The organism is Pseudoalteromonas sp. 0802, from assembly GCF_013350085.1.
Lineage (GTDB): Bacteria > Pseudomonadota > Gammaproteobacteria > Enterobacterales > Alteromonadaceae > Pseudoalteromonas.
Genome location: NZ_JABVXE010000014.1, coordinates 1 through 18,530, shown reverse-complemented (window position 1 = coordinate 18,530; position 18,530 = coordinate 1). Strand labels below are relative to the sequence as shown.

Sequence of the window (18,530 nt, the reverse complement as noted above, 5' to 3'; positions counted from 1 at the left end):
TTTTAGCTATTCGTCCCTCATGTGTTGTGTCGGCCCCCATAAAAAAGGATAATAGAGCCGTTTTTATTCTCGTGAGGCACGCATGACAGAGTATGTCTTGTTATTGATTGGCACTGTGCTAGTCAACAACTTCGTTTTAGTTCAATTTTTAGGTTTATGCCCGTTTATGGGTGTATCGGGTAAGTTAGATACCGCGATTGGTATGTCTTTAGCCACAACCTTTGTACTTACACTTGCCTCCGTGACCAGTTATCTGGTGAATCATTATATTTTGATCCCGCTGGATATCGAATTTTTGCGTACCATGAGTTTTATTTTGGTTATCGCTGTTGTCGTGCAATTTACCGAAATGGTGGTGAGAAAAACCAGCCCGACACTTTATCGCTTATTAGGGATTTTCTTACCACTTATCACCACTAACTGTGCTGTATTAGGTGTTGCCCTACTTAATATCAAAGAAGACCATTCATTCTTACAATCGGCTGTGTACGGCTTTGGTGCCGCAGTGGGCTTCTCTATGGTGTTAATACTGTTTGCCGCATTACGTGAGCGTTTAGCTGCGGCTGATGTCCCTGCTCCTTTTAAGGGTGCTTCAATTGCGATGATCACCGCAGGCCTTATGTCGATGGCCTTTATGGGTTTTACAGGATTAGTGAAGTTTTAATATGACCTTGTTTTATGCTTTGATAGCGTTAGGTTCATTAGCGCTAATATTTGGTTTAATTTTAGGTTTTGCCGCCGTTCGTTTTCGCGTTGAGAGCAACCCTATTGTTGACCAAATTGATACCATTTTACCGCAAACACAGTGTGGCCAATGTGGCTACCCTGGCTGTCGTCCCTATGCAGAAGCAATTGCCAATGGTGACGAAATAAATAAGTGCCCGCCAGGCGGCGAAGCCACGGTAAAAAAACTCGCTGATTTAATGGGTGTAGAAGCAAAACCGCTGGCTGGCGGTGAGCAAGCAGATCCTGTTAAAACCGTTGCCTATATTCGTGAAGATGAATGTATTGGCTGTACCAAATGTATTCAAGCCTGCCCTGTTGATGCCATCGTTGGCGCAACCCGCCAAATGCACACTGTATTAATTGATGAATGTACCGGTTGTGACTTATGTGTTGAACCATGCCCTGTAGACTGTATTGATATGCTGCCTGTAAAAGAAACTAAACAAACCTGGAAATGGCAATTAAACGCAATCCCTGTGACTCAGGTAGATTAGGAGCACAGATGGAAAAGTTAATAGATCAAATTAAACAAGGCAAAGTGTGGTCTATACCTGGGGGCATTCACCCACCGGGTCAAAAACTGCAATCAACAACACAAGCCATTGCAAGACTGCCACTACCAGACAAGCTCGTTGTTTCTCTAAAACAACATATTGGTGCTAACGGTAAACTTATTGTTGAAAAAGGCCAGCAGGTTCTAAAAGGCCAAGCATTAACTAAACCAAGCGGTAATTGGTCAGTGCCTGTGCACGCGCCAACATCAGGGTTGATCAGCGATATTTGCCCAATGCCCTCTGCTCACCCGTCGGCGTTGCCTGAGCTTAGCGTTATTATTGAACCTGATGGTGAAGATAACTGGTGTGAGCTTAACCCTGTAACTGATGCCAAAGCACTTTCCCATGATGAACTTGTTGATGTTATTCATCAAAGCGGTATTGCAGGTATGGGCGGCGCAGGTTTCCCAACCTATGTAAAAGCTGATACCCGTAAAGCCATTGAGTTTTTAATTGTTAATGCCGTCGAGTGTGAACCTTATATCACTGCTGATGACATGCTAATGCGCGAACATGCCGATGGCATAATTGCCGGTATTGAATTAATGCAGCAGCTGTTAAGTCCACAGCTGACAATTATTGGTATTGAAGATAATAAGCCCGATGCTATTGCTGCCATGGAACAAGCAGCACAACATAACGACAGCATAATAGTACAAACTGTACCAACGGTTTACCCCTCTGGCGGTGAAAAACAGCTAATTAAACTGCTAACGGGTAAAGAAGTCCCAAGTGGTAGTATTCCTGCCGATATTGGTATGTTGGTGCAAAATGTCGGTACTTTGTTTGCGGTAAATCAAGCCGTACATGAAGGTAAACCTCTTATAGAGCGTGTAGTAACGGTAACCGGTAACACCATTCATAAACAAGGTAATGTGTGGGCTTTACTAGGCACTGAAATTAAACATTTATTAGACTGCCAAGGCTTTTCTCCGGTTCCACAGCAACGTGTGGTTATGGGCGGTCCAATGATGGGCTTTACTCTGCCAACAGTTCGCATTGGTGTCGTTAAAACGACGAACTGTATTTTAGCGCCAGATCACCAAGAGCTTGCTGAGCCGGGTGATGAAAAAGCCTGTATTCGTTGTAGTGCCTGTGCTGACGCCTGCCCTGCTTCATTGTTACCTCAGCAATTACAATGGTTTGCTAAATCTAAAGAATACGACAAACTCAACGAGCACAATTTATTCGATTGTATTGAATGTGGCGCCTGTGCTTATGTTTGCCCAAGCGAAATCCCCTTGGTGCAGTACTATCGTGTTGCTAAAGCTGAAATCAAAGAGCAGCAAGCAGAGCAAATCAAAGCAGAGCGAGCAAAAGAGCGTTTTGAAGCACGTAAAGAGCGCTTAGAGCGCGAACAAGAAGAGCGTCAAAACCGCCATAAACGTAAGCCGGCTGCTAAGTCAGATGGCGAAAAACAAAAAGTGGCCGATGCACTCGCGCGTGTTAAATCTAAATCTGATGATAAAGCCAGTAAGTCAGCTGTCGCTGCAGCTATTGCCCGTGCGAAAGCGAAAAAGCAAGGTGCTGAGCTTGAGCCTGATAACTCTGAAGTAGCAAAAGAGCGTGCAGCGCGTAAAGAACAAGCACGTAAATACAAAGAGCAAAAAGCACTAGAGCAAGGTGAAGAAGGCGTCGATAAAGACGATAAAAAGTCTGCTGTTGCTGCCGCTATTGCCCGCGCTAAAGCGAAAAAAGCCGCACAAGCTACAGAAGAAAACGCTTCTGCTGAAACTGACGCTGCGCCAAAAGATGACAAAAAAGCTGCTGTTGCAGCTGCTATCGCTCGTGCTAAAGCGAAAAAAGCAGCGCAAGCTGCTGAGAATCAAACTGAAGCTGAAGAAGATAGCGCGCCTGTTGATGACAAAAAAGCTGCTGTTGCTGCTGCAATCGCTCGTGCTAAAGCGAAAAAAGCAGCACAAGCTGCTGAGAATAAAACTGAAGCTGAAGAAGATAGCGCGCCAGTTGATGACAAAAAAGCTGCTGTTGCAGCTGCTATCGCCCGTGCTAAAGCGAAAAAAGCAGCACAAGCTGCTGAGAATAAAACTGAAGCTGAAGAAGATAGCGCGCCAGTTGATGACAAAAAAGCTGCTGTTGCAGCTGCTATCGCCCGTGCTAAAGCCAAAAAAGCAGCTAAAGAGCAAGCGCAGAGTGATGACTCTTCACAGCAAACTAATGATTCAAGTGCTGAGGCAGATGCCCAGCCACAAGCTGACGCTCCTGAATCTAAAGAAGATAAGAAAAAAGCCGCCGTTGCTGCCGCTATCGCTCGCGCCAAAGCGAAAAAAGCCGCTAAAGAGCAAGCACAGAGTGACGATTCTTCAGAGCAAATAAATGATTCAAATGATGAGGCTGATGCCAAGCCGCAGTCTGATGCTCCTGAATCTAGCGAAGATAAGAAAAAAGCCGCTGTTGCAGCTGCCATAGCTCGAGCCAAAGCGAAAAAAGCCGCGAAAGAGCAAGCACAGAGTGACGAATCATCAGAACAACTTGATGATTCAAGCGATACGGATGATTCAAAACCGCAGGTTGATGAACCTGAGTCTAGCGAAGATAAGAAAAAAGCAGCGGTCGCTCGTGCCATTGCAAGAGCTAAAGCGAAAAAGTTACAACAAGAAGGAAACGATAAGTCATGAAACTAACCATGGCGAGTTCGCCGCATAATCATAGCCATAAATCATTAAGCCGATTAATGATGACAGTGATTGCTGCGTGTATTCCAGGCTTAATCGCGCAAGTTTTCTTTTTTGGTAGCGCTGTTTTAATTCAGCTTGTTCTCGCGCTAATTACAGTTAGCGCCTGTGAAGCCGCTGTATTGATGCTTCGTAAACGCAAAGTTTGGCCAACACTCAGTGATGGTAGTGCGTGGTTAACAGGCGTATTACTGGCGTTGAGTATTCCGCCTTTAGCGCCTTGGTGGATTATCGTAATTGGCTGTTTGTTTGCAATTGTTATTGTAAAGCAGCTTTATGGCGGCCTTGGCTTTAATTTATTTAACCCTGCTATGGCAGCTTATGTATTACTACTTGTATCGTTTCCGGTGCAAATGACAAGCTGGTTACCTGTTAGTGATTTACTTGCATCTCCGATAAGCTTCTCACAGCAGCTGTCTGTTATTTTCAATGGCTTTACCAGCGCTGGTTTTAGTGTTGATCAATTACGTGTAGCGATTGATGGCACAACCATGGCAACGCCGCTTGATACCGTTAAAACAGATGTCGCCCATCACCTAACGGTGGCTGAGAGCATGAGTAAGCCTCTTTTTAATGACTGGTTTGGTCTTGGTTGGGGCTGGGTTAACCTCGGTTTTTTAATCGGGGGGCTTTATTTATTAAAAGCTAAAATCATTAATTGGCATATCCCTGTTAGCTTTTTAGCCTCATTGGCCGTGTGCAGTGGTATTGGTTATATTGCAGCTCCTGGCACAGAGCCAGGCGTGGTATTTCATTTATTCAGTGGTGCAACCATGTTAGGGGCATTCTTTATTGCTACCGATCCAGTTTCTGCATCAACAACGAATAGAGGCCGTTTAATTTACGGTGCGTTAATTGGCCTACTTGTTTACTTAATTCGTACTTTCGGTGGTTATCCTGATGCTGTGGCATTTAGTGTATTGCTGTTAAATATGGCGGTACCTTTAATTGATTACTACACGAAACCACGTACTTACGGCCATGGGGTGAAATAATGATCCTTTCCTCAATGACTAAAAACGGCGCTATTCTTACAGCATTTGCGCTCATTACCACAGGCACTGTGGCCCTGACTCATAGCCTAACTGCTGAGCGTATTGAAGAGCAAGAAAAGCAACAACTTGCAGAGCAACTTCAACAAGTACTTGATGCCCATCATTATGACAATCAACTATACAAAGATTGTGTTGTTATCACCGATGAGCGCCTTGGCCCACGCCCAGAGCAAGTTATTTATCGCGCTTACAAAGATAATAAGCCGTATGCTCTAGTGATGCGCCATGTAACACCAAGTGGTTATAGTGGCGATATCAACTTATTAACTGCGGTTTTTGCCAATGGTGAAATAGCGGGTGTTCGTGTCACAAAACACGAAGAAACACCGGGCCTTGGCGATAAAGTTGAGGTCAAAAAATCAGACTGGATCACCCTTTTCAAAGGCCAAAATGTACTGGGTGAAGATGATAGCCGCTGGGCTGTTAAAAAAGATGGTGGCCAATTTGATCAGTTTACTGGCGCAACCATTACACCGCGTGCCGTTGTCGGCTCAGTAAAACAAGCTGTGCTGTTTGCCCAAGCTGAATTTGATAACTTGTTTGCTGCGCCAAACATCTGTCAAGGAGCCAAGTAATGAGCCAAGTTAAAACTTTATTTAAAGATGGCATGTGGGCCAATAACCCTGCCCTTGTGCAGTTATTAGGCTTGTGCCCGCTACTTGCCGTTACCTCTACGATTACCAATGCATTAGGCCTAGGTTTAGCAACTTTATTGGTTCTGGTTGGTTCTAACGTCACCGTATCGATTGTGCGTAACTGGGTACCTAAAGATATTCGTATTCCTGTTTTTGTGATGATCATCGCAGGCTTTGTAACCATCGTGCAGCTAATGATGAATGCCTATACATTTGGCCTTTATCAATCACTGGGGATTTTTATTCCACTGATTGTTACCAACTGTGCCATTATCGGTCGCGCAGAAGCATTCGCTTCTAAAAATACCGTGCCACTTTCAGCCTTTGACGGACTGATGATGGGACTTGGCTTTATGTTAGTTTTAGTGGTGCTAGGGGCAATGCGAGAGCTTATTGGTCAAGGTACGCTATTTGATGGCGCCGATTTATTATTAGGGCCATGGGCTGCTGCACTTCGAATTGAAGTATTTAGTTTTGATAACCAATTTTTATTGGCAATTTTACCACCGGGTGCCTTTTTAGGGCTTGGTTTATTGATTGCTGCAAAAAATGTCATTGATACACAAATAAAATCTAAGCAAGTTGTTACTCCAGAAGCAGAAAAAGGCCCTAGAGCCCGAGTGACAAGTTTAACTTAAAGGAGAGCACGCACCGTCACTGCGTGCTTTACGCCACCATGAATAAAGAAAAGCGCTATGAGATCTTATCTCGTTTACGTGAGCAAAACCCGCACCCAGAAACAGAGCTTGAATACTCAAGCCCGTTTGAATTATTAGTTGCGGTTACCTTATCAGCACAAGCTACAGATGTGGGTGTTAATAAAGCAACCCGTAAGCTATTCCCTGTTGCTAACACGCCTCAAGCGATTCTTGATTTAGGCCTTGAAGGCCTTCGCGATTACATCAAGACCATTGGTTTGTTTAATTCTAAAGCCAATAATGTCTATAAAATGTGTGAGATTCTGGTCAATAAACATAACTCAGAAGTACCAGAGAATCGTGAAGCGCTCGAAGCATTACCGGGGGTTGGCAGAAAGACTGCAAATGTTGTTTTAAACTGTGCCTTTGGCTGGCCGACTATTGCTGTTGATACGCATATTTTCCGCGTATCTAACCGCACTAAGTTTGCTATGGGTAAAGATGTAGTTGCTGTAGAACAAAAATTAGAAAAAGTGGTACCTAAAGAGTTTAAGGTCGATGTACACCACTGGTTAATCCTGCATGGCCGCTATGTGTGTACGGCTCGCAAACCTAAATGCGGCAGTTGTATTATCGAAGACTTATGTGAGTTTAAAGAAAAAACGGAATAGTTAAAGTCTACTCTAAGACAAACAATTTTAAGGTGATGTTGCTCACCTTTTCTATCACACCATAATCTCATTTTCTAAATGTGCCAAACACAGAGTTTGGCACATATAGTCTAGCCATTATCGCTGGTTTTGGCTCACCTGCTTTTTAATAAATTCTCGCGTATCTCTTAACAGCGCCACTCTTGCTGGTTCGTGAACATACATCATGTGACCGCCGTGATAATAGTGATAGTCAATTTTATCAGCGTATATACCGTGTCTATTTAAGGTGTATTCAGCATCAAAAAATGGCGTGACAATATCGTAATAACCAGAGGCGACCATCACTTTCATTTGTGGATTGCTGCGAAGCACATAAGATAAATCTGGCGCTGTATTGACGTATCTTGGCTCCCAGCCTTGTCCATCAGGCGCTGTGCGCCAGCGCCAGTTATCTGATAACTCAGGATCGCCTGGGTTTAGATATTTTCTTTTCCACTGTACGTTTAAATCTGTGCGCATGTATTTCATCAGTGCCGCTTTATATGCTGGCCCTATCACTTTTGACGCATCTTGCTTAGGAGCTGCTGTTAAATCGTCTCGTTCATCAAGCTTATAACGTCCATCAAGAAAGCCTACTGCGACGCCCTCATCACGCAATAACTCTTTAGCGAATCTAAAGGCATTAATGCGTAAATCAACCTGCTCAATATATTGTTTGCTTAGCCCTGTATAACGGTGCAGGCCGTCAACAATTTGCTTTCGGTCAGCTTCACTAAGGGCATTCCCCTTAAATAAGGCTGGTAGTAATTCATCAACTGCAAATTGTCGGCTCGCATCAATAAACGCTCCAAAATCTCCAGATGTGTCTACTTTTTTATGATACCAAGCGGTTGCAGCAAGTGTGGGTATGTAAGTGATATAAGAAATAATGTTGTCATCAACATAAGGGCTTGAACCTTGATAGTCTAAAGCTTGTGACACAAAAATAATGCCATTTACATTAATCAGGTGTTTATCCATAAGCACTTTAGAAACCGCAGCAGCTCGTGTTGTCCCATAGCTCTCTCCCAATAAAAATACGGGTGCATTCCAGCGATTTTCTTTTGTTAGCCACTGGGCAATAAAATCAGCGATAGAAGATGCATCTTGATTTAAGCCCCAAAAAGCTTTGCCGTCAGTGTCACCTAAGGCACGCGAGTAACCTGTGCCAACAGGGTCCACGAACACCATATCAGTCACATCAAGTATCGTCTCAGGCGCATCTTTTAATTCGTAAGGAGCCATTCCTGGATGTGAAGCATCGCTTGGTACAACAACTCGTTTAGGACCATAGGCACCCATATGTAACCAATTAGACGATGAGCCTGGGCCACCATTCCAGATAAATGTGACTGGTCTGTTTTTGTTATCGCTTGCAGCTATATAATCAAACGAAAAGATAGCAGCAGTTGGCTCTTCGTTTTTGTTTAATAAATAGGTTTCACCGGCTACAGCTTTGTATTTCAGCCTTTTGTCATTAAAAGTACCTTTATGCTGGGTCACAAATTTAGTGGCTTCTGGTATCGGCTTCTTACTGTTGTTTGAATTTGAGACTTCATCTGCATTAACCGCGCTTGTACAAAACGCAAACAATGTAGAGATGACTACAGTTTTGAAATTGGCAACATACGCCATGTTTTATTCTCCCTCGCATGTTTATCTTTATTTTTATCTGTATCTGGCTTGAGTGGCTTTATCACTTATTGCCCAATTAACCGTGTACTTAAACGATTACTTTTACAGCAAGCACATGTAATTTCAACTATCTGCGATTAACATGTGAAAAACTTATCCTGTCTCGGTACAAAAATATCAAAGTATTAATTTCACAAGCTTCCGTCCTTTCGTTATGCTGTTGAGTAATGTGAAATTTTTTTATATGAGTTGCTATGTTGCCTTTATTTCGTATCTTATTAATTGAGCAAGATCCTGCCACCTTAAAAGAGCTTTCAACGAACCTAGCAAAAACAATCCCCAATTTTGAGCGCAGTGATGTTGATATCGACATTATTGAGTGCATTGAGCTCAAGCAGGCGTTGAAATATGTAGAGGAAGATGGCGATATTCAAGCTGTGGTACTTAGTTGGGATGTACTGAATAATGGCGAGCGCACCTATAGCCGTTTTATCGAGCAATTAAAAGGCATACGCCTTGAGCTGCCTGTTTATGTTATTGGTGACGATACGAAAGGCTTGGAGATAGTTAACGAGTCAGAAGAAATTGAATCTTTCTTTTTCAAAGATGAGGTCATTTCAGACCCTGAAGCAATCTTGGGCTATATGATCAATGACTTTGATGATCGTTCAGAAACACCATTTTGGACCGCCTACCGTCGTTATGTGGGTGAATCGAACGATTCATGGCACACACCTGGTCACAGTGGCGGTGCTAGCTTTAGAAATTCTCCGTATATTAAAGACTTTTATCAGTTTTATGGCCGTAACGTATTTGTTGGCGACCTGTCGGTTTCTGTCGACTCGCTTGGCTCACTGTCTGACAGCACCAACACCATAGGCCGCTCTCAAGAATCAGCTGCGGCGACATTTGAAGTAAAACATACCTACTTTGTTACCAATGGGTCATCCACTTCAAATAAGATTATTTTGCAAACTTTGCTGCGGAAAGGCGATAAGGTGATCATTGATCGAAACTGCCATAAATCAGTACATTACGGCATTTTGCAATCGGCTAGTTTACCTATTTACTTATCGAGTATTTTAAATCCTAAATATGGTATCTTCGCGCCCCCTTCACTGGCTGACATTAAGCAAGCGATTGAACAAAATAGCGATGCTAAATTACTGGTTTTAACTGGCTGTACCTACGATGGCCTGCTTAGCGATTTAAAACAAGTGGTTGAATTTGCACATCAGCACGGTATTAAAGTGTTTATCGACGAAGCGTGGTTTGCTTACTCGCTTTTCCACCCGAGTTTACGCCACTACTCCGCTATTAATGCTGGCGCAGACTATGTTACCCATTCGGCACATAAAGTGGTTTCAGCGTTCTCTCAGGCGTCTTACATTCATGTTAACGACCCTGATTTCGATGCCGATTTCTTCCGTGAGATCTACAGTATTTACGCCAGTACCTCGCCAAAATATCAGCTCATTGCTTCGCTGGATGTATGCCAGAAGCAATTAGAAATGGAAGGTTATAAATTACTGAATGCCCTGCTGAATCATGTTGCAGAGTTTAAGCAGCAAATGGCTTCACTGAAACATATTAAAGTGCTCGATAAGCAAGATTTCATGGACATATTCCCACATTTTAGTGGCGATAACATGGGTCACGATCCGCTGAAGATCCTTATCGATATTAGTGAGTTACCGTATTCATTAAAGGATATTCATAAATTCCTATTAGATGAAATTGGCCTTGAAATAGAAAAATATACACACAGCACCATTTTAGTTTTATTGACTCTTGGTGGCACACGCTCAAAAATCATACGTCTTTACAATGCATTGAAGAAACTCGATAGCGGTAAAGTAAAACTTGCCACTTCAATGAGACGCACACGCCTACCAGAGAATCTACCCGCTATTGACTTAGCCTGTATTCCTAGTGATGCATTTTATGGCGAACGTGAATCTGTGCCAATTAGCAAAAGTAACAACCGAATTTGTGCCGGGTTAGTGACGCCTTATCCTCCTGGAATCCCGCTTTTAGTGCCGGGGCAACATATCACTAATGAGCATATCGAATATCTTAAAGAGTTGGCGGGTCAGGGCCTGACAATTCAAGGGAGCTTTGATGGCGAAATTTATGTACTTAAAGGTAAAGTGAAAAGCTAAGGTTTCACTTATACCGCAAAAACCTCATTGTTATGCAGCAATCCCTATTTATTGCTGCATAACATCACCCTTTTCATATCAAACGCTTTGTCTCAATGCTACTGTGCATGCAATCGAAATAATTTATAATCCATTTTTAATAATTTTAATGCGCAGCGTTGTACCATGCTGCGTTATCGAAATTGTGCGAATTTAAAGACAAAAAAGAGGATGCTTATAATGCGCTTATTACACACAATGCTTCGCGTTGCTGATTTAGATAAATCAATTGAATTTTATACGCAGGTATTAGGTATGAAAGAGCTGCGCCGTGCAGACAACGAAGAGTACCGCTACACCCTTGCTTTTGTCGGTTATGGTGACGAAAAAGATTCGACCGTGCTTGAGCTTACTTATAACTGGGATACAGACAGCTATGATTTAGGTAATGCATACGGTCATATTGCTATCGAGTTTGATGATATTTATAAAGCCTGCGAAGACATTAAAGCTGCTGGCGGTAATGTGAGTCGTGAGCCGGGTCCTGTAAAAGGTGGCACAACTGAGATCGCATTTGTTAAAGACCCTGATGGTTATGCAATTGAGTTAATCCAGAAAAAAGATAACAACACTTTTTGATTCATACTGGCTATTTCAGCGGTTGCTGAGATAGCCAGTTTGCGAGTGCTTTTTCAAGTTCAGCAAAATTAATTGGCTTTGCGATATGGTCACTGATACCAATTTTTGCGCTATTTTCGATGTCGTCTTTCATAGCATTAGCACTAACCGCAATAATCGGCGTATCAAAATCTGGCCTTGCAAGTAAGTTTTCGCTGGCAGTTAATCCATCCATCACCGGCATTTGGATATCCATTAAAATCAGTGCGTAATCTTGTGTTAGGGTTTTCTCACAGGCAATTTGTCCGTTTTCTGCCAATTCATAATTTAGACCTAATTGAGTTAAATACTTAGTGATTACAATTTGGTTAATCGGGTTATCTTCAGCAATTAATATTGGCTTGTCGACGGCTTTAAAATCGAACTGAGTATCTTCATCTGATTGGTGTTCTTTTGCACTAGCGTCCTGTGGGTTTAGTGATTTAAAATTAACATTAATGGTAAACTCGGTACCTTTGCCAAGCTCACTGTCGATACCAATAGTACCTCCCATCAAATCAATCATCCCCTTACTGATGGCAAGCCCAAGACCGGTCCCTCCATATTCACGAGTGGTACTACTTTGCGCTTGAACAAAGGGATTAAACAGGGCCGTTATTTTATCTTCAGCGATACCAATGCCTGTATCTTTTACCGATATCACGACGGCTGTCTGGTGTTCATCTCGGCTTTGCAGAGTAAGCGAAAGAATTATCTCTCCTTGATTGGTAAACTTAACGGCGTTAGAGAGCAAGTTTATCAGCACTTGTTTAACACGTATTTCATCACATTCTACATTCAGCGAATGTAATGAGGAGACCTCAAGTCGGCAGCCAACCCCTTTGGCATCACAACTCGGTTTAAATAGTAAGATTAGGTCATGGCAAAGCGCGACTAAATCACATTGTCGCGACTCGAGCTCTATTTTATTGGCCTCTATTTTTGAAAAGTCGAGAATATCGTTAATCACGGTTAATAACACATCACTACAGTTATTAATTTGCCTTACAAACTCTGCTTGCTCTTGTGTTAGCGTGCTTTTATTGAGTAGCTGCAAAAAGCCCACAATACCATTCATCGGAGTACGTATTTCATGGCTCATATTGGCTAAGAATTGGCTTTTAACTTGCTCAGAGCGCTCAGCGCGAAGTTTTTCTAATTGCAATGAAGTAATTTGTATATCAATGGTATCAGCCATGCTGCTGAGGGAATCTGCAATATCTTTAAACTCTTGATAATGAAAATCGTCGGTATCTTGTTTGTAATTACCTAATGCATATTCTCGGCTAAGAGCAGTAATACGATTTAGTGGGTTATGGAGACGTGCCGTCAACCAACGCACTGAAATAAATGAAATAATAGAGAGTCCTACAATTAACAACCCTGCCAATATAGCCGTTTGCTTTACAGCGCTGGTGTAGGTGGTTTTTGCTTCATTAATTTGGAACTGTAAACTGGTTGGTTTACCTGCAAAAAAAACATTACTGATTGAGGCCTGCCCCATTAATTTGCCGCTATCGCCAGCATCACCCACGCTATATAGAATGTTACCTTGTGCAGTAATTTGTACCTGCTTACCCGCTTGATAAACCGGTTGCTCATTGTGTATTGCAAGCCACTTTAACGCCTCTGATAAAGGCACAAAAGACACTAAAACGCCCGTTTTAATTATTGGCTCACTAAGAGAGTCTTGCTCATGTAGCAATGTAGATGTAATTGCCAGTAAGGCATTTTGTTTTGCCTGTAGAGGTGCAAGTAACTCAGTGACTTGAGGGTTATCGATAATTTGAATTGTGTTTTGCTCTATTGATGTTTGAGCACTTTCGAGAATGCTTTTAGTAAGTTTATAATTCAAATTTAAAGAGGTAATAGGATAACCTTCAACTATAAACCCTTGATTATCAATTACTATCGAGGCTTTTATCTGTGGATTTTGGGCAACAAACTCTTGTAGCTGCGCAAGCGCGAACTGTGAGTACACCACTTTATTGGGCAGCTCAGTTATCGCCTTAGTGCTACTTAGTAATTGGCTATTTTTCTCAAGCTTAAATAAGAGTTGTTCAAGACTGGCTGCATTATTTCTAGCTTGCCATTGTAAACTCGTATTTGCTTGGTCAATTGAGCTTAAATATAATCGCCCTATCATCAAACCTGCAAGGATCAGCAGGGGAATAATGACCAGTAGTAATACACTGATAAATAAGGCGCGACTAAAGCGTGGACTACTCATTCATCCCCTTCATTGGCAATCGAACGCTCTGCCAACCCTTGCATAAAAAGCCCCGCTTGCTCAGCAGTTAAGGCACCACTGCCATAGCGAGTAAAGCCTTTATTTAATACTTCCCATACGATGATCATAGATGCGGTAGAAGGCATAGGTTTTGTGAATTGTATAGCATCAATTAAGGTTGATAACTCAGTGCCTTGTTGTGATTTTAGGTTATTTAAAACCTCAGTGTTAACTGGGATATCTTGAAGTTTTTGCCAAACCAGTGTTTGGAATTTTTCTGCTTGAACCAATTTAGCAAATTTGATCAAATTGTCTTTATTAACACCATTTAAGCCATCATTTGGAAACGCCAGCACAAAGGTTGAGTAATAAGGCTGCATATACTCACCATTAAGTTTCGGCAATTGTTGTATTCCTAAATTATTACCTAATGCCTCTTCATACGTTTTTAATGCCCATGCACCATCAATGGTGAAAGCGGCTTGCTGTGCTTTAAATGCATTATTTGAGCAAGTGTAATCGCACTGCCTATCAACCAGATTTTGTTTATTTAAACCCCAAACAAATTTGAGAGCCGATTGCATTGCTGGTGTATTTAGCTGAACATGATTATCTACAATTAGGTCGCCATTAAAAGCCGATAAGAACGGGATAAACCAATACATTTCCATAAAACTCCACGTAACGAGTTTCACTTTTTCAGGTAATGTTGGTTGAATTTGGTATATATCCTGCCAATTTTCTATTGGTTGTTTAACAAACTGCTTATTATAAAAAAGTAACAAGTGATTCCCTTGAATGATAGGTATACCTAAGAGCTTATTGTTGAGCTTTGCAGTTTCTAAGGTTCGCTTGTCTGTGGTATCAGCTATGAGTGAGTCTGGAATGGTGCTGTAGTTGGCATATTTATCAAGGCCTAAGTGATCAGCGGGTACAATAACAACGTCTGTTGAGGTGCTGGTACTAGTATTTTGTACCAACCTTACCTTTAGCGCCTTTTGGTCAACCAATACAGAGTTAACAGTTAAACCGCTTTGCTCTGCAAACTCACTAAGCAATTGGTTAAAATGTTCATGCTTCATGGTATGGGCTAGGTTTATAGTTGCTGAATAGCAATCAAACGTCGCTAGTATCACCGCCAGCCAAAATACTCGCCACACGCTAATGTCTACTCAAAATGAATTAAAATTACTTTTTAGTTAAGCACATATGCCTTAAATTGCCCAGCCTAATCAAGGGTTTTCTTAAATCTAAATGCAGCCACAGCCAAGCCCAAAATAGTAAAAGCTAAAAGCCAAAGTAAGTCACTGCTCATACTTATTAAATTGACATCTTTTAGCACTACTGCGCGTATTAACCTTAGGTAATGCGTTGCGGGCAGGCACTCAGCAAGCCATTGCGCTGCCTTTGGCATACCTTCATAGGGAAATACAAAACCTGACAATAAAATAGAGGGTAACAGAATAAAGATTGTCATTTGCATTGCTTGAAGCTGGTTTTTAGCGATGGTCGAAAGTACTAAGCCAAGCACTAAACTGGCACATATAAAAGCAAAAGTTGCGATAACTAATGCGACTAAACCGCCACCAAAAGGAATGTGAAACAAGAGCTTACCCATACCTAATATAATAAATAACTGAATAAAACCAATGAAGATATAAGGCACCACTTTACCGATCATTAATTCAAGCGAGCTTAACGGTAAGGTGATTAAGAGCTCCATATTACCTCGCTCTTGCTCTTTAACAATGGCAGCAGAGGTAAACATAATCATCGTCATGGTTAAAATAACAGCAGCTAAACCTGGCACAATATTCACTGCAGAGCGTTGCTCTGGGTTATAAAATAAGGTCGTCTCAAAGGTTGGGTAAGTTCTATTCGCAGGCTTATCGAGAAGCTCTGCAAGCGGCATATTGCGCAGCGATTTTATGCTCGACGCTACCATTGTATCTGAGCCGTCAACTAACCAATGCGCAATTGGCCTAACTAACGACTCATTACTGCCATCAGGCAAACCAAAACCAACTGTTGGGTGCTGAGCAAGTCGGTTTGCCACATCGTGGGGTATAAACAGCACAGCACGCACTTTCGCACTGGCGATTGCTGTTTTTGCCTGTTCAATACTGTCGTAATAATCCGTCACTTTAACCACATTTGTCGCCGATACTGTTTGTACTAAAATGCGACTGAGCGCAGTTTGACTATGATCGACCACTGCAACAGGAATATCTTTAACGTTGGTGTTAATAGCGTAACCAAATAGAATCAGTTGGATAAGGGGGATCATCACCACCATCGCAAAGGTCATTCTATCGCGGCGTAATTGTAATAATTCTTTGCTTACAATTGCTTTTATGCGGCTTAATGAAGTAACAATACTCATTGTCTGCCCAGCCCTGTACAGGTGACAAACACGTCCTCAAGGCTTGGACGCACACTATTTACTTGCCATGTATCCTGGCAGAATGATTGCTGTTTTATGAACTCAACGGGGTCTTGAACATCTTTTTTTACTAATACTCGCAGCTGTGCACCTAATTGAGTGGCTGAGATAACATGGTCGATTGTTGCGAGCTGTTTTTTTAATTCTCTGGTTTGCGCCCCTGCGATTTCAACAACATGAGCGTGCATGTCTGTCATTAATTGCTTTGGAGAGCCATCCGCGCGTTTAATACCAGATTCTAAAATGGCTAAACGATGACAACGCTCGGCTTCATCCATATAATGAGTAGTGACTAATATCGTGGTACCGGCATTACTTAAATCAAACAGTGTTTCCCAAAAGTCACGGCGATTTTGTGGATCTACAGCCGATGTTGGTTCATCAAGAAATAAAATTTTCGGTTTATTAATCACTGCAGCAGCCAATGCTAAGCGCTGCCGTTGGCCCCCACTCATACTTCCGGCCATTTGATCAACTCTTTGATCAAGACCATAGGTATGGAGCAATTCGTCAATTCTTTGTTGTTTTTGCTGCTTTTTAAAAGGGTAAAGCGCCGCCATGAACTTTAGGTTTTCAAGTACAGTCAAGTCACTATAAAGTGAAAACTTTTGCGTCATATAACCAAGTTGCGTTCTGAGCTTTTCAGCATCTTTTGGCAGACTTAAGCCAAGCACGTTGATATCACCTGAGGTTGGCTTCAATAACCCCGTAAGCATACGGATTGCTGTCGTTTTACCACAGCCATTAGGGCCCAAAAAGCCATAAATTTGCCCTTGCTCCACGTCTAGATCAAGGTTATCAATCGCTTTTAAATCGCCAAATTGTTTTACCAAACCTTTGGCATGGATCACCGATTCAGTCATGGCATAATCACTTGAGCAGGTACGCCTGTCGGTAAATTATTTTCACTTACCGGTAGTGTTACCTCAGCAAGATACATTAATCTCGCACGCTCTTCCTGATTAAGGGCATAAAAAGGCGTGAACGCAGGCTCTGAGGCAATCCAGGTCAGTTCACCCTGTATATCTTTATCTATGCCATCGACACGAACCGTAAGTGTCATGCCCTGATTGAGCTTGGCACGATATGGTTCAGGGATATATACGCGAGCGTAAGGTGCGCTGTTTGCTTGAATAATAACGACAGGGCTGCCTTTAGTAACTCGCTCACCTACGTGCCAAGGTAAATTATCGACCCTGCCAGCACGCATCGCTTTAATTGTCAGATCTGAGAGGTATTTTTGCTGTACTTTTAGTTCTGCTTCTGCCGCCTGAACTTGCGCTTTCGCACTATTAATATCTTCAACGCGAGAACCATTTGTTAACTCATTTAAGTTCTGCTTTGCTGATTCTAAATTAGCAAAAGTCTCATCTCGTGCAGCGGTAGCACTATCTAAGGTTTCTTGGCTTGCGAGTTTATCCTTAACTAAGGTTTTTGCACGGCGAAAATTAGCTTCGCTTTGCGTATATGCAGCATTAGCTGCTGCTACTTTGGCTGATGCGGCAGCAACTTCTTCGGGGCGAGCACCATTCAAGGTTTTTTCAAGAAATGCAGTGGCTTGAGCTAATTGAGCTTGTGCTTTAGCAACAATCGCTTGTTGTAGTTCAGCATCGAACTTTGCAATCACCTGCCCTTTTTCGACCAACTGGCCTGCTGAGACGGGTAAATCGATCAGTATTTCGTTAGTCGTTGCAGGATGGATCACACGCTCACGCTCAAGCGTTCCTAGCGCTACTCCCTCATTTGAGTCTGAGCAAGCAGTAATGACTAAAGAAATTAGAATGAATACAACACGTTTAGCTAACATTTTAATTTCCTTATGGTTAGCTGATGAGTTGCTAAATACTATAAAGTAATAAAATGATCAGTAAAAGTGTTCAATAGGAATTAAAGTTTTAGAAATTTATGGGGTCTATATCGTAAAGATATATGGAGAATAAGAAATATTAAGTTGAAAAATCTTAGTTCTATTTGAAATGATATATAGATAGTCTTTCCAACACATCAACTTACTTAAAGTAAGTGGCGTCCCCAAGAGATTTGTACTCTTGATAACGTCGTGCATAGATTGCGCGGTGTTCATCGCCCCCACTACACATAACCAACTTGAATAAGTGGCGTCCCCAAGGGGATTCGAACCCCTGTTACCGCCGTGAAAGGGCGGTGTCCTAGGCCTCTAGACGATGGGGACGCAGAAATTGGTTTGCAAATCACTGATTTGCTATTTCTGCGTAAGATGAGACCGAGCCTGCGAGGCGAATGGCCTTAGCTTAAACAGAAAGTTTCTGTGTCACTAGGACAACTGAATAGTTAAACTCGATTCAGACGAGCTCTTAACAACACAACACTTAAAGTAAGTGGCGTCCCCAAGGGGATTCGAACCCCTGTTACCGCCGTGAAAGGGCGGTGTCCTAGGCCTCTAGACGATGGG

The 18,530-nt window shown here is 42.2% G+C and carries 15 protein-coding genes and 1 tRNA gene; 9 read left to right on the top strand and 7 right to left on the bottom strand.

What is annotated here, in order from left to right:
- Nucleotides 1–82 precede the first annotated feature (82 nt).
- Genes rsxA through nth form a run of 7 tightly spaced genes read left to right on the top strand, consistent with a single transcriptional unit; the run spans nucleotide 83 to nucleotide 6,972 of the window.
- Nucleotides 83–664, top strand: a complete 582-nt coding sequence (gene rsxA / locus HUS61_RS16480; protein ID WP_054553689.1) for an electron transport complex subunit RsxA — start codon at nucleotides 83–85, stop codon at nucleotides 662–664.
- 1 nt (nucleotide 665) lies between these two features.
- Nucleotides 666–1,220, top strand: coding sequence for an electron transport complex subunit RsxB (rsxB, locus tag HUS61_RS16475; protein ID WP_054563643.1), 555 nt, complete (start codon nucleotides 666–668; stop codon nucleotides 1,218–1,220).
- An 8-nt stretch (nucleotides 1,221–1,228) separates the two neighbouring features.
- Nucleotides 1,229–3,916: an electron transport complex subunit RsxC gene (rsxC, locus tag HUS61_RS16470; RefSeq protein WP_175083184.1), complete on the top strand. Its 2,688-nt coding sequence runs from the start codon at nucleotides 1,229–1,231 to the stop codon at nucleotides 3,914–3,916.
- Nucleotides 3,913–4,968, top strand: coding sequence for an electron transport complex subunit RsxD (rsxD, locus tag HUS61_RS16465; protein ID WP_175083183.1), 1,056 nt, complete (start codon nucleotides 3,913–3,915; stop codon nucleotides 4,966–4,968). The genes rsxC and rsxD overlap by 4 nt, the downstream gene beginning before the upstream one ends.
- Nucleotides 4,968–5,603: an electron transport complex subunit RsxG gene (rsxG, locus tag HUS61_RS16460; RefSeq protein ID WP_054563640.1), complete on the top strand. Its 636-nt coding sequence runs from the start codon at nucleotides 4,968–4,970 to the stop codon at nucleotides 5,601–5,603. The genes rsxD and rsxG overlap by 1 nt, the downstream gene beginning before the upstream one ends.
- On the top strand, nucleotides 5,603–6,301 hold the full coding sequence (locus tag HUS61_RS16455) for an electron transport complex subunit E (protein ID WP_054553694.1): 699 nt from the start codon (nucleotides 5,603–5,605) through the stop codon (nucleotides 6,299–6,301). The genes rsxG and HUS61_RS16455 overlap by 1 nt, the downstream gene beginning before the upstream one ends.
- A 38-nt stretch (nucleotides 6,302–6,339) precedes the next feature.
- Nucleotides 6,340–6,972, top strand: a complete 633-nt coding sequence (gene nth / locus HUS61_RS16450; protein WP_054553695.1) for an endonuclease III — start codon at nucleotides 6,340–6,342, stop codon at nucleotides 6,970–6,972.
- 117 nt (nucleotides 6,973–7,089) lie between these two features.
- On the opposite strand, the gene HUS61_RS16445 is transcribed toward nth, so the two are convergent.
- Entirely contained in the window at nucleotides 7,090–8,628 is a 1,539-nt protein-coding gene (locus HUS61_RS16445) for a S10 family peptidase (RefSeq protein ID WP_175083182.1), read from the bottom strand.
- 254 nt (nucleotides 8,629–8,882) lie between these two features.
- On the opposite strand from HUS61_RS16445, the gene HUS61_RS16440 reads away from it, so the two are divergent.
- Entirely contained in the window at nucleotides 8,883–10,790 is a 1,908-nt protein-coding gene (locus HUS61_RS16440) for an aminotransferase class V-fold PLP-dependent enzyme (protein WP_175079775.1), read from the top strand.
- Nucleotides 10,791–11,009: 219 nt separating this feature from the next.
- Entirely contained in the window at nucleotides 11,010–11,408 is a 399-nt protein-coding gene (gene gloA / locus HUS61_RS16435; RefSeq protein WP_054553771.1) for a lactoylglutathione lyase, read from the top strand.
- Between the two features lie 10 nt (nucleotides 11,409–11,418).
- Here the strand turns inward: gloA and HUS61_RS16430 are convergent, their stop codons facing one another.
- From HUS61_RS16430 to HUS61_RS16405, 6 genes are all read right to left on the bottom strand, one after another.
- Nucleotides 11,419–13,656: an ATP-binding protein gene (locus HUS61_RS16430; RefSeq protein ID WP_175083181.1), complete on the bottom strand. Its 2,238-nt coding sequence runs from the start codon at nucleotides 13,654–13,656 to the stop codon at nucleotides 11,419–11,421.
- Entirely contained in the window at nucleotides 13,653–14,738 is a 1,086-nt protein-coding gene (locus tag HUS61_RS16425) for an extracellular solute-binding protein (protein WP_175083180.1), read from the bottom strand. Before HUS61_RS16425 ends, HUS61_RS16430 begins: the two co-directional genes overlap by 4 nt.
- A 146-nt stretch (nucleotides 14,739–14,884) precedes the next feature.
- On the bottom strand, nucleotides 14,885–16,039 hold the full coding sequence (locus tag HUS61_RS16420; protein ID WP_181447788.1) for an ABC transporter permease: 1,155 nt from the start codon (nucleotides 16,037–16,039) through the stop codon (nucleotides 14,885–14,887).
- Nucleotides 16,036–16,962 carry an ABC transporter ATP-binding protein gene (locus tag HUS61_RS16415; RefSeq protein WP_175083179.1) on the bottom strand — a complete coding sequence of 309 codons (927 nt, stop codon included), beginning with the start codon at nucleotides 16,960–16,962 and terminating at the stop codon, nucleotides 16,036–16,038. The genes HUS61_RS16420 and HUS61_RS16415 overlap by 4 nt, the downstream gene beginning before the upstream one ends.
- Nucleotides 16,959–17,906: an HlyD family secretion protein gene (locus tag HUS61_RS16410; RefSeq protein WP_175083178.1), complete on the bottom strand. Its 948-nt coding sequence runs from the start codon at nucleotides 17,904–17,906 to the stop codon at nucleotides 16,959–16,961. Before HUS61_RS16410 ends, HUS61_RS16415 begins: the two co-directional genes overlap by 4 nt.
- A gap of 308 nt (nucleotides 17,907–18,214) precedes the next feature.
- A tRNA-Glu gene (locus HUS61_RS16405) sits at nucleotides 18,215–18,290 on the bottom strand.
- Nucleotides 18,291–18,530 lie beyond the last annotated feature (240 nt).

What these genes read in the sequence shown, in the direction of transcription:
- rsxA (WP_054553689.1), top strand. Translation starts at nt 83, where the DNA reads ATGACAGAGTATGTCTTGTTATTGATTGGCACTGTGCTAGTCAACAAC.
- rsxB (WP_054563643.1), top strand. Translation starts at nt 666, where the DNA reads ATGACCTTGTTTTATGCTTTGATAGCGTTAGGTTCATTAGCGCTAATA.
- rsxC (WP_175083184.1), top strand. Translation starts at nt 1,229, where the DNA reads ATGGAAAAGTTAATAGATCAAATTAAACAAGGCAAAGTGTGGTCTATA.
- rsxD (WP_175083183.1), top strand. Translation starts at nt 3,913, where the DNA reads ATGAAACTAACCATGGCGAGTTCGCCGCATAATCATAGCCATAAATCA.
- rsxG (WP_054563640.1), top strand. Translation starts at nt 4,968, where the DNA reads ATGATCCTTTCCTCAATGACTAAAAACGGCGCTATTCTTACAGCATTT.
- HUS61_RS16455 (WP_054553694.1), top strand. Translation starts at nt 5,603, where the DNA reads ATGAGCCAAGTTAAAACTTTATTTAAAGATGGCATGTGGGCCAATAAC.
- nth (WP_054553695.1), top strand. Translation starts at nt 6,340, where the DNA reads ATGAATAAAGAAAAGCGCTATGAGATCTTATCTCGTTTACGTGAGCAA.
- HUS61_RS16445 (WP_175083182.1), bottom strand. Translation starts at nt 8,628, where the DNA reads ATGGCGTATGTTGCCAATTTCAAAACTGTAGTCATCTCTACATTGTTT.
- HUS61_RS16440 (WP_175079775.1), top strand. Translation starts at nt 8,883, where the DNA reads ATGTTGCCTTTATTTCGTATCTTATTAATTGAGCAAGATCCTGCCACC.
- gloA (WP_054553771.1), top strand. Translation starts at nt 11,010, where the DNA reads ATGCGCTTATTACACACAATGCTTCGCGTTGCTGATTTAGATAAATCA.
- HUS61_RS16430 (WP_175083181.1), bottom strand. Translation starts at nt 13,656, where the DNA reads ATGAGTAGTCCACGCTTTAGTCGCGCCTTATTTATCAGTGTATTACTA.
- HUS61_RS16425 (WP_175083180.1), bottom strand. Translation starts at nt 14,738, where the DNA reads ATGAAGCATGAACATTTTAACCAATTGCTTAGTGAGTTTGCAGAGCAA.
- HUS61_RS16420 (WP_181447788.1), bottom strand. Translation starts at nt 16,039, where the DNA reads ATGAGTATTGTTACTTCATTAAGCCGCATAAAAGCAATTGTAAGCAAA.
- HUS61_RS16415 (WP_175083179.1), bottom strand. Translation starts at nt 16,962, where the DNA reads ATGACTGAATCGGTGATCCATGCCAAAGGTTTGGTAAAACAATTTGGC.
- HUS61_RS16410 (WP_175083178.1), bottom strand. Translation starts at nt 17,906, where the DNA reads ATGTTAGCTAAACGTGTTGTATTCATTCTAATTTCTTTAGTCATTACT.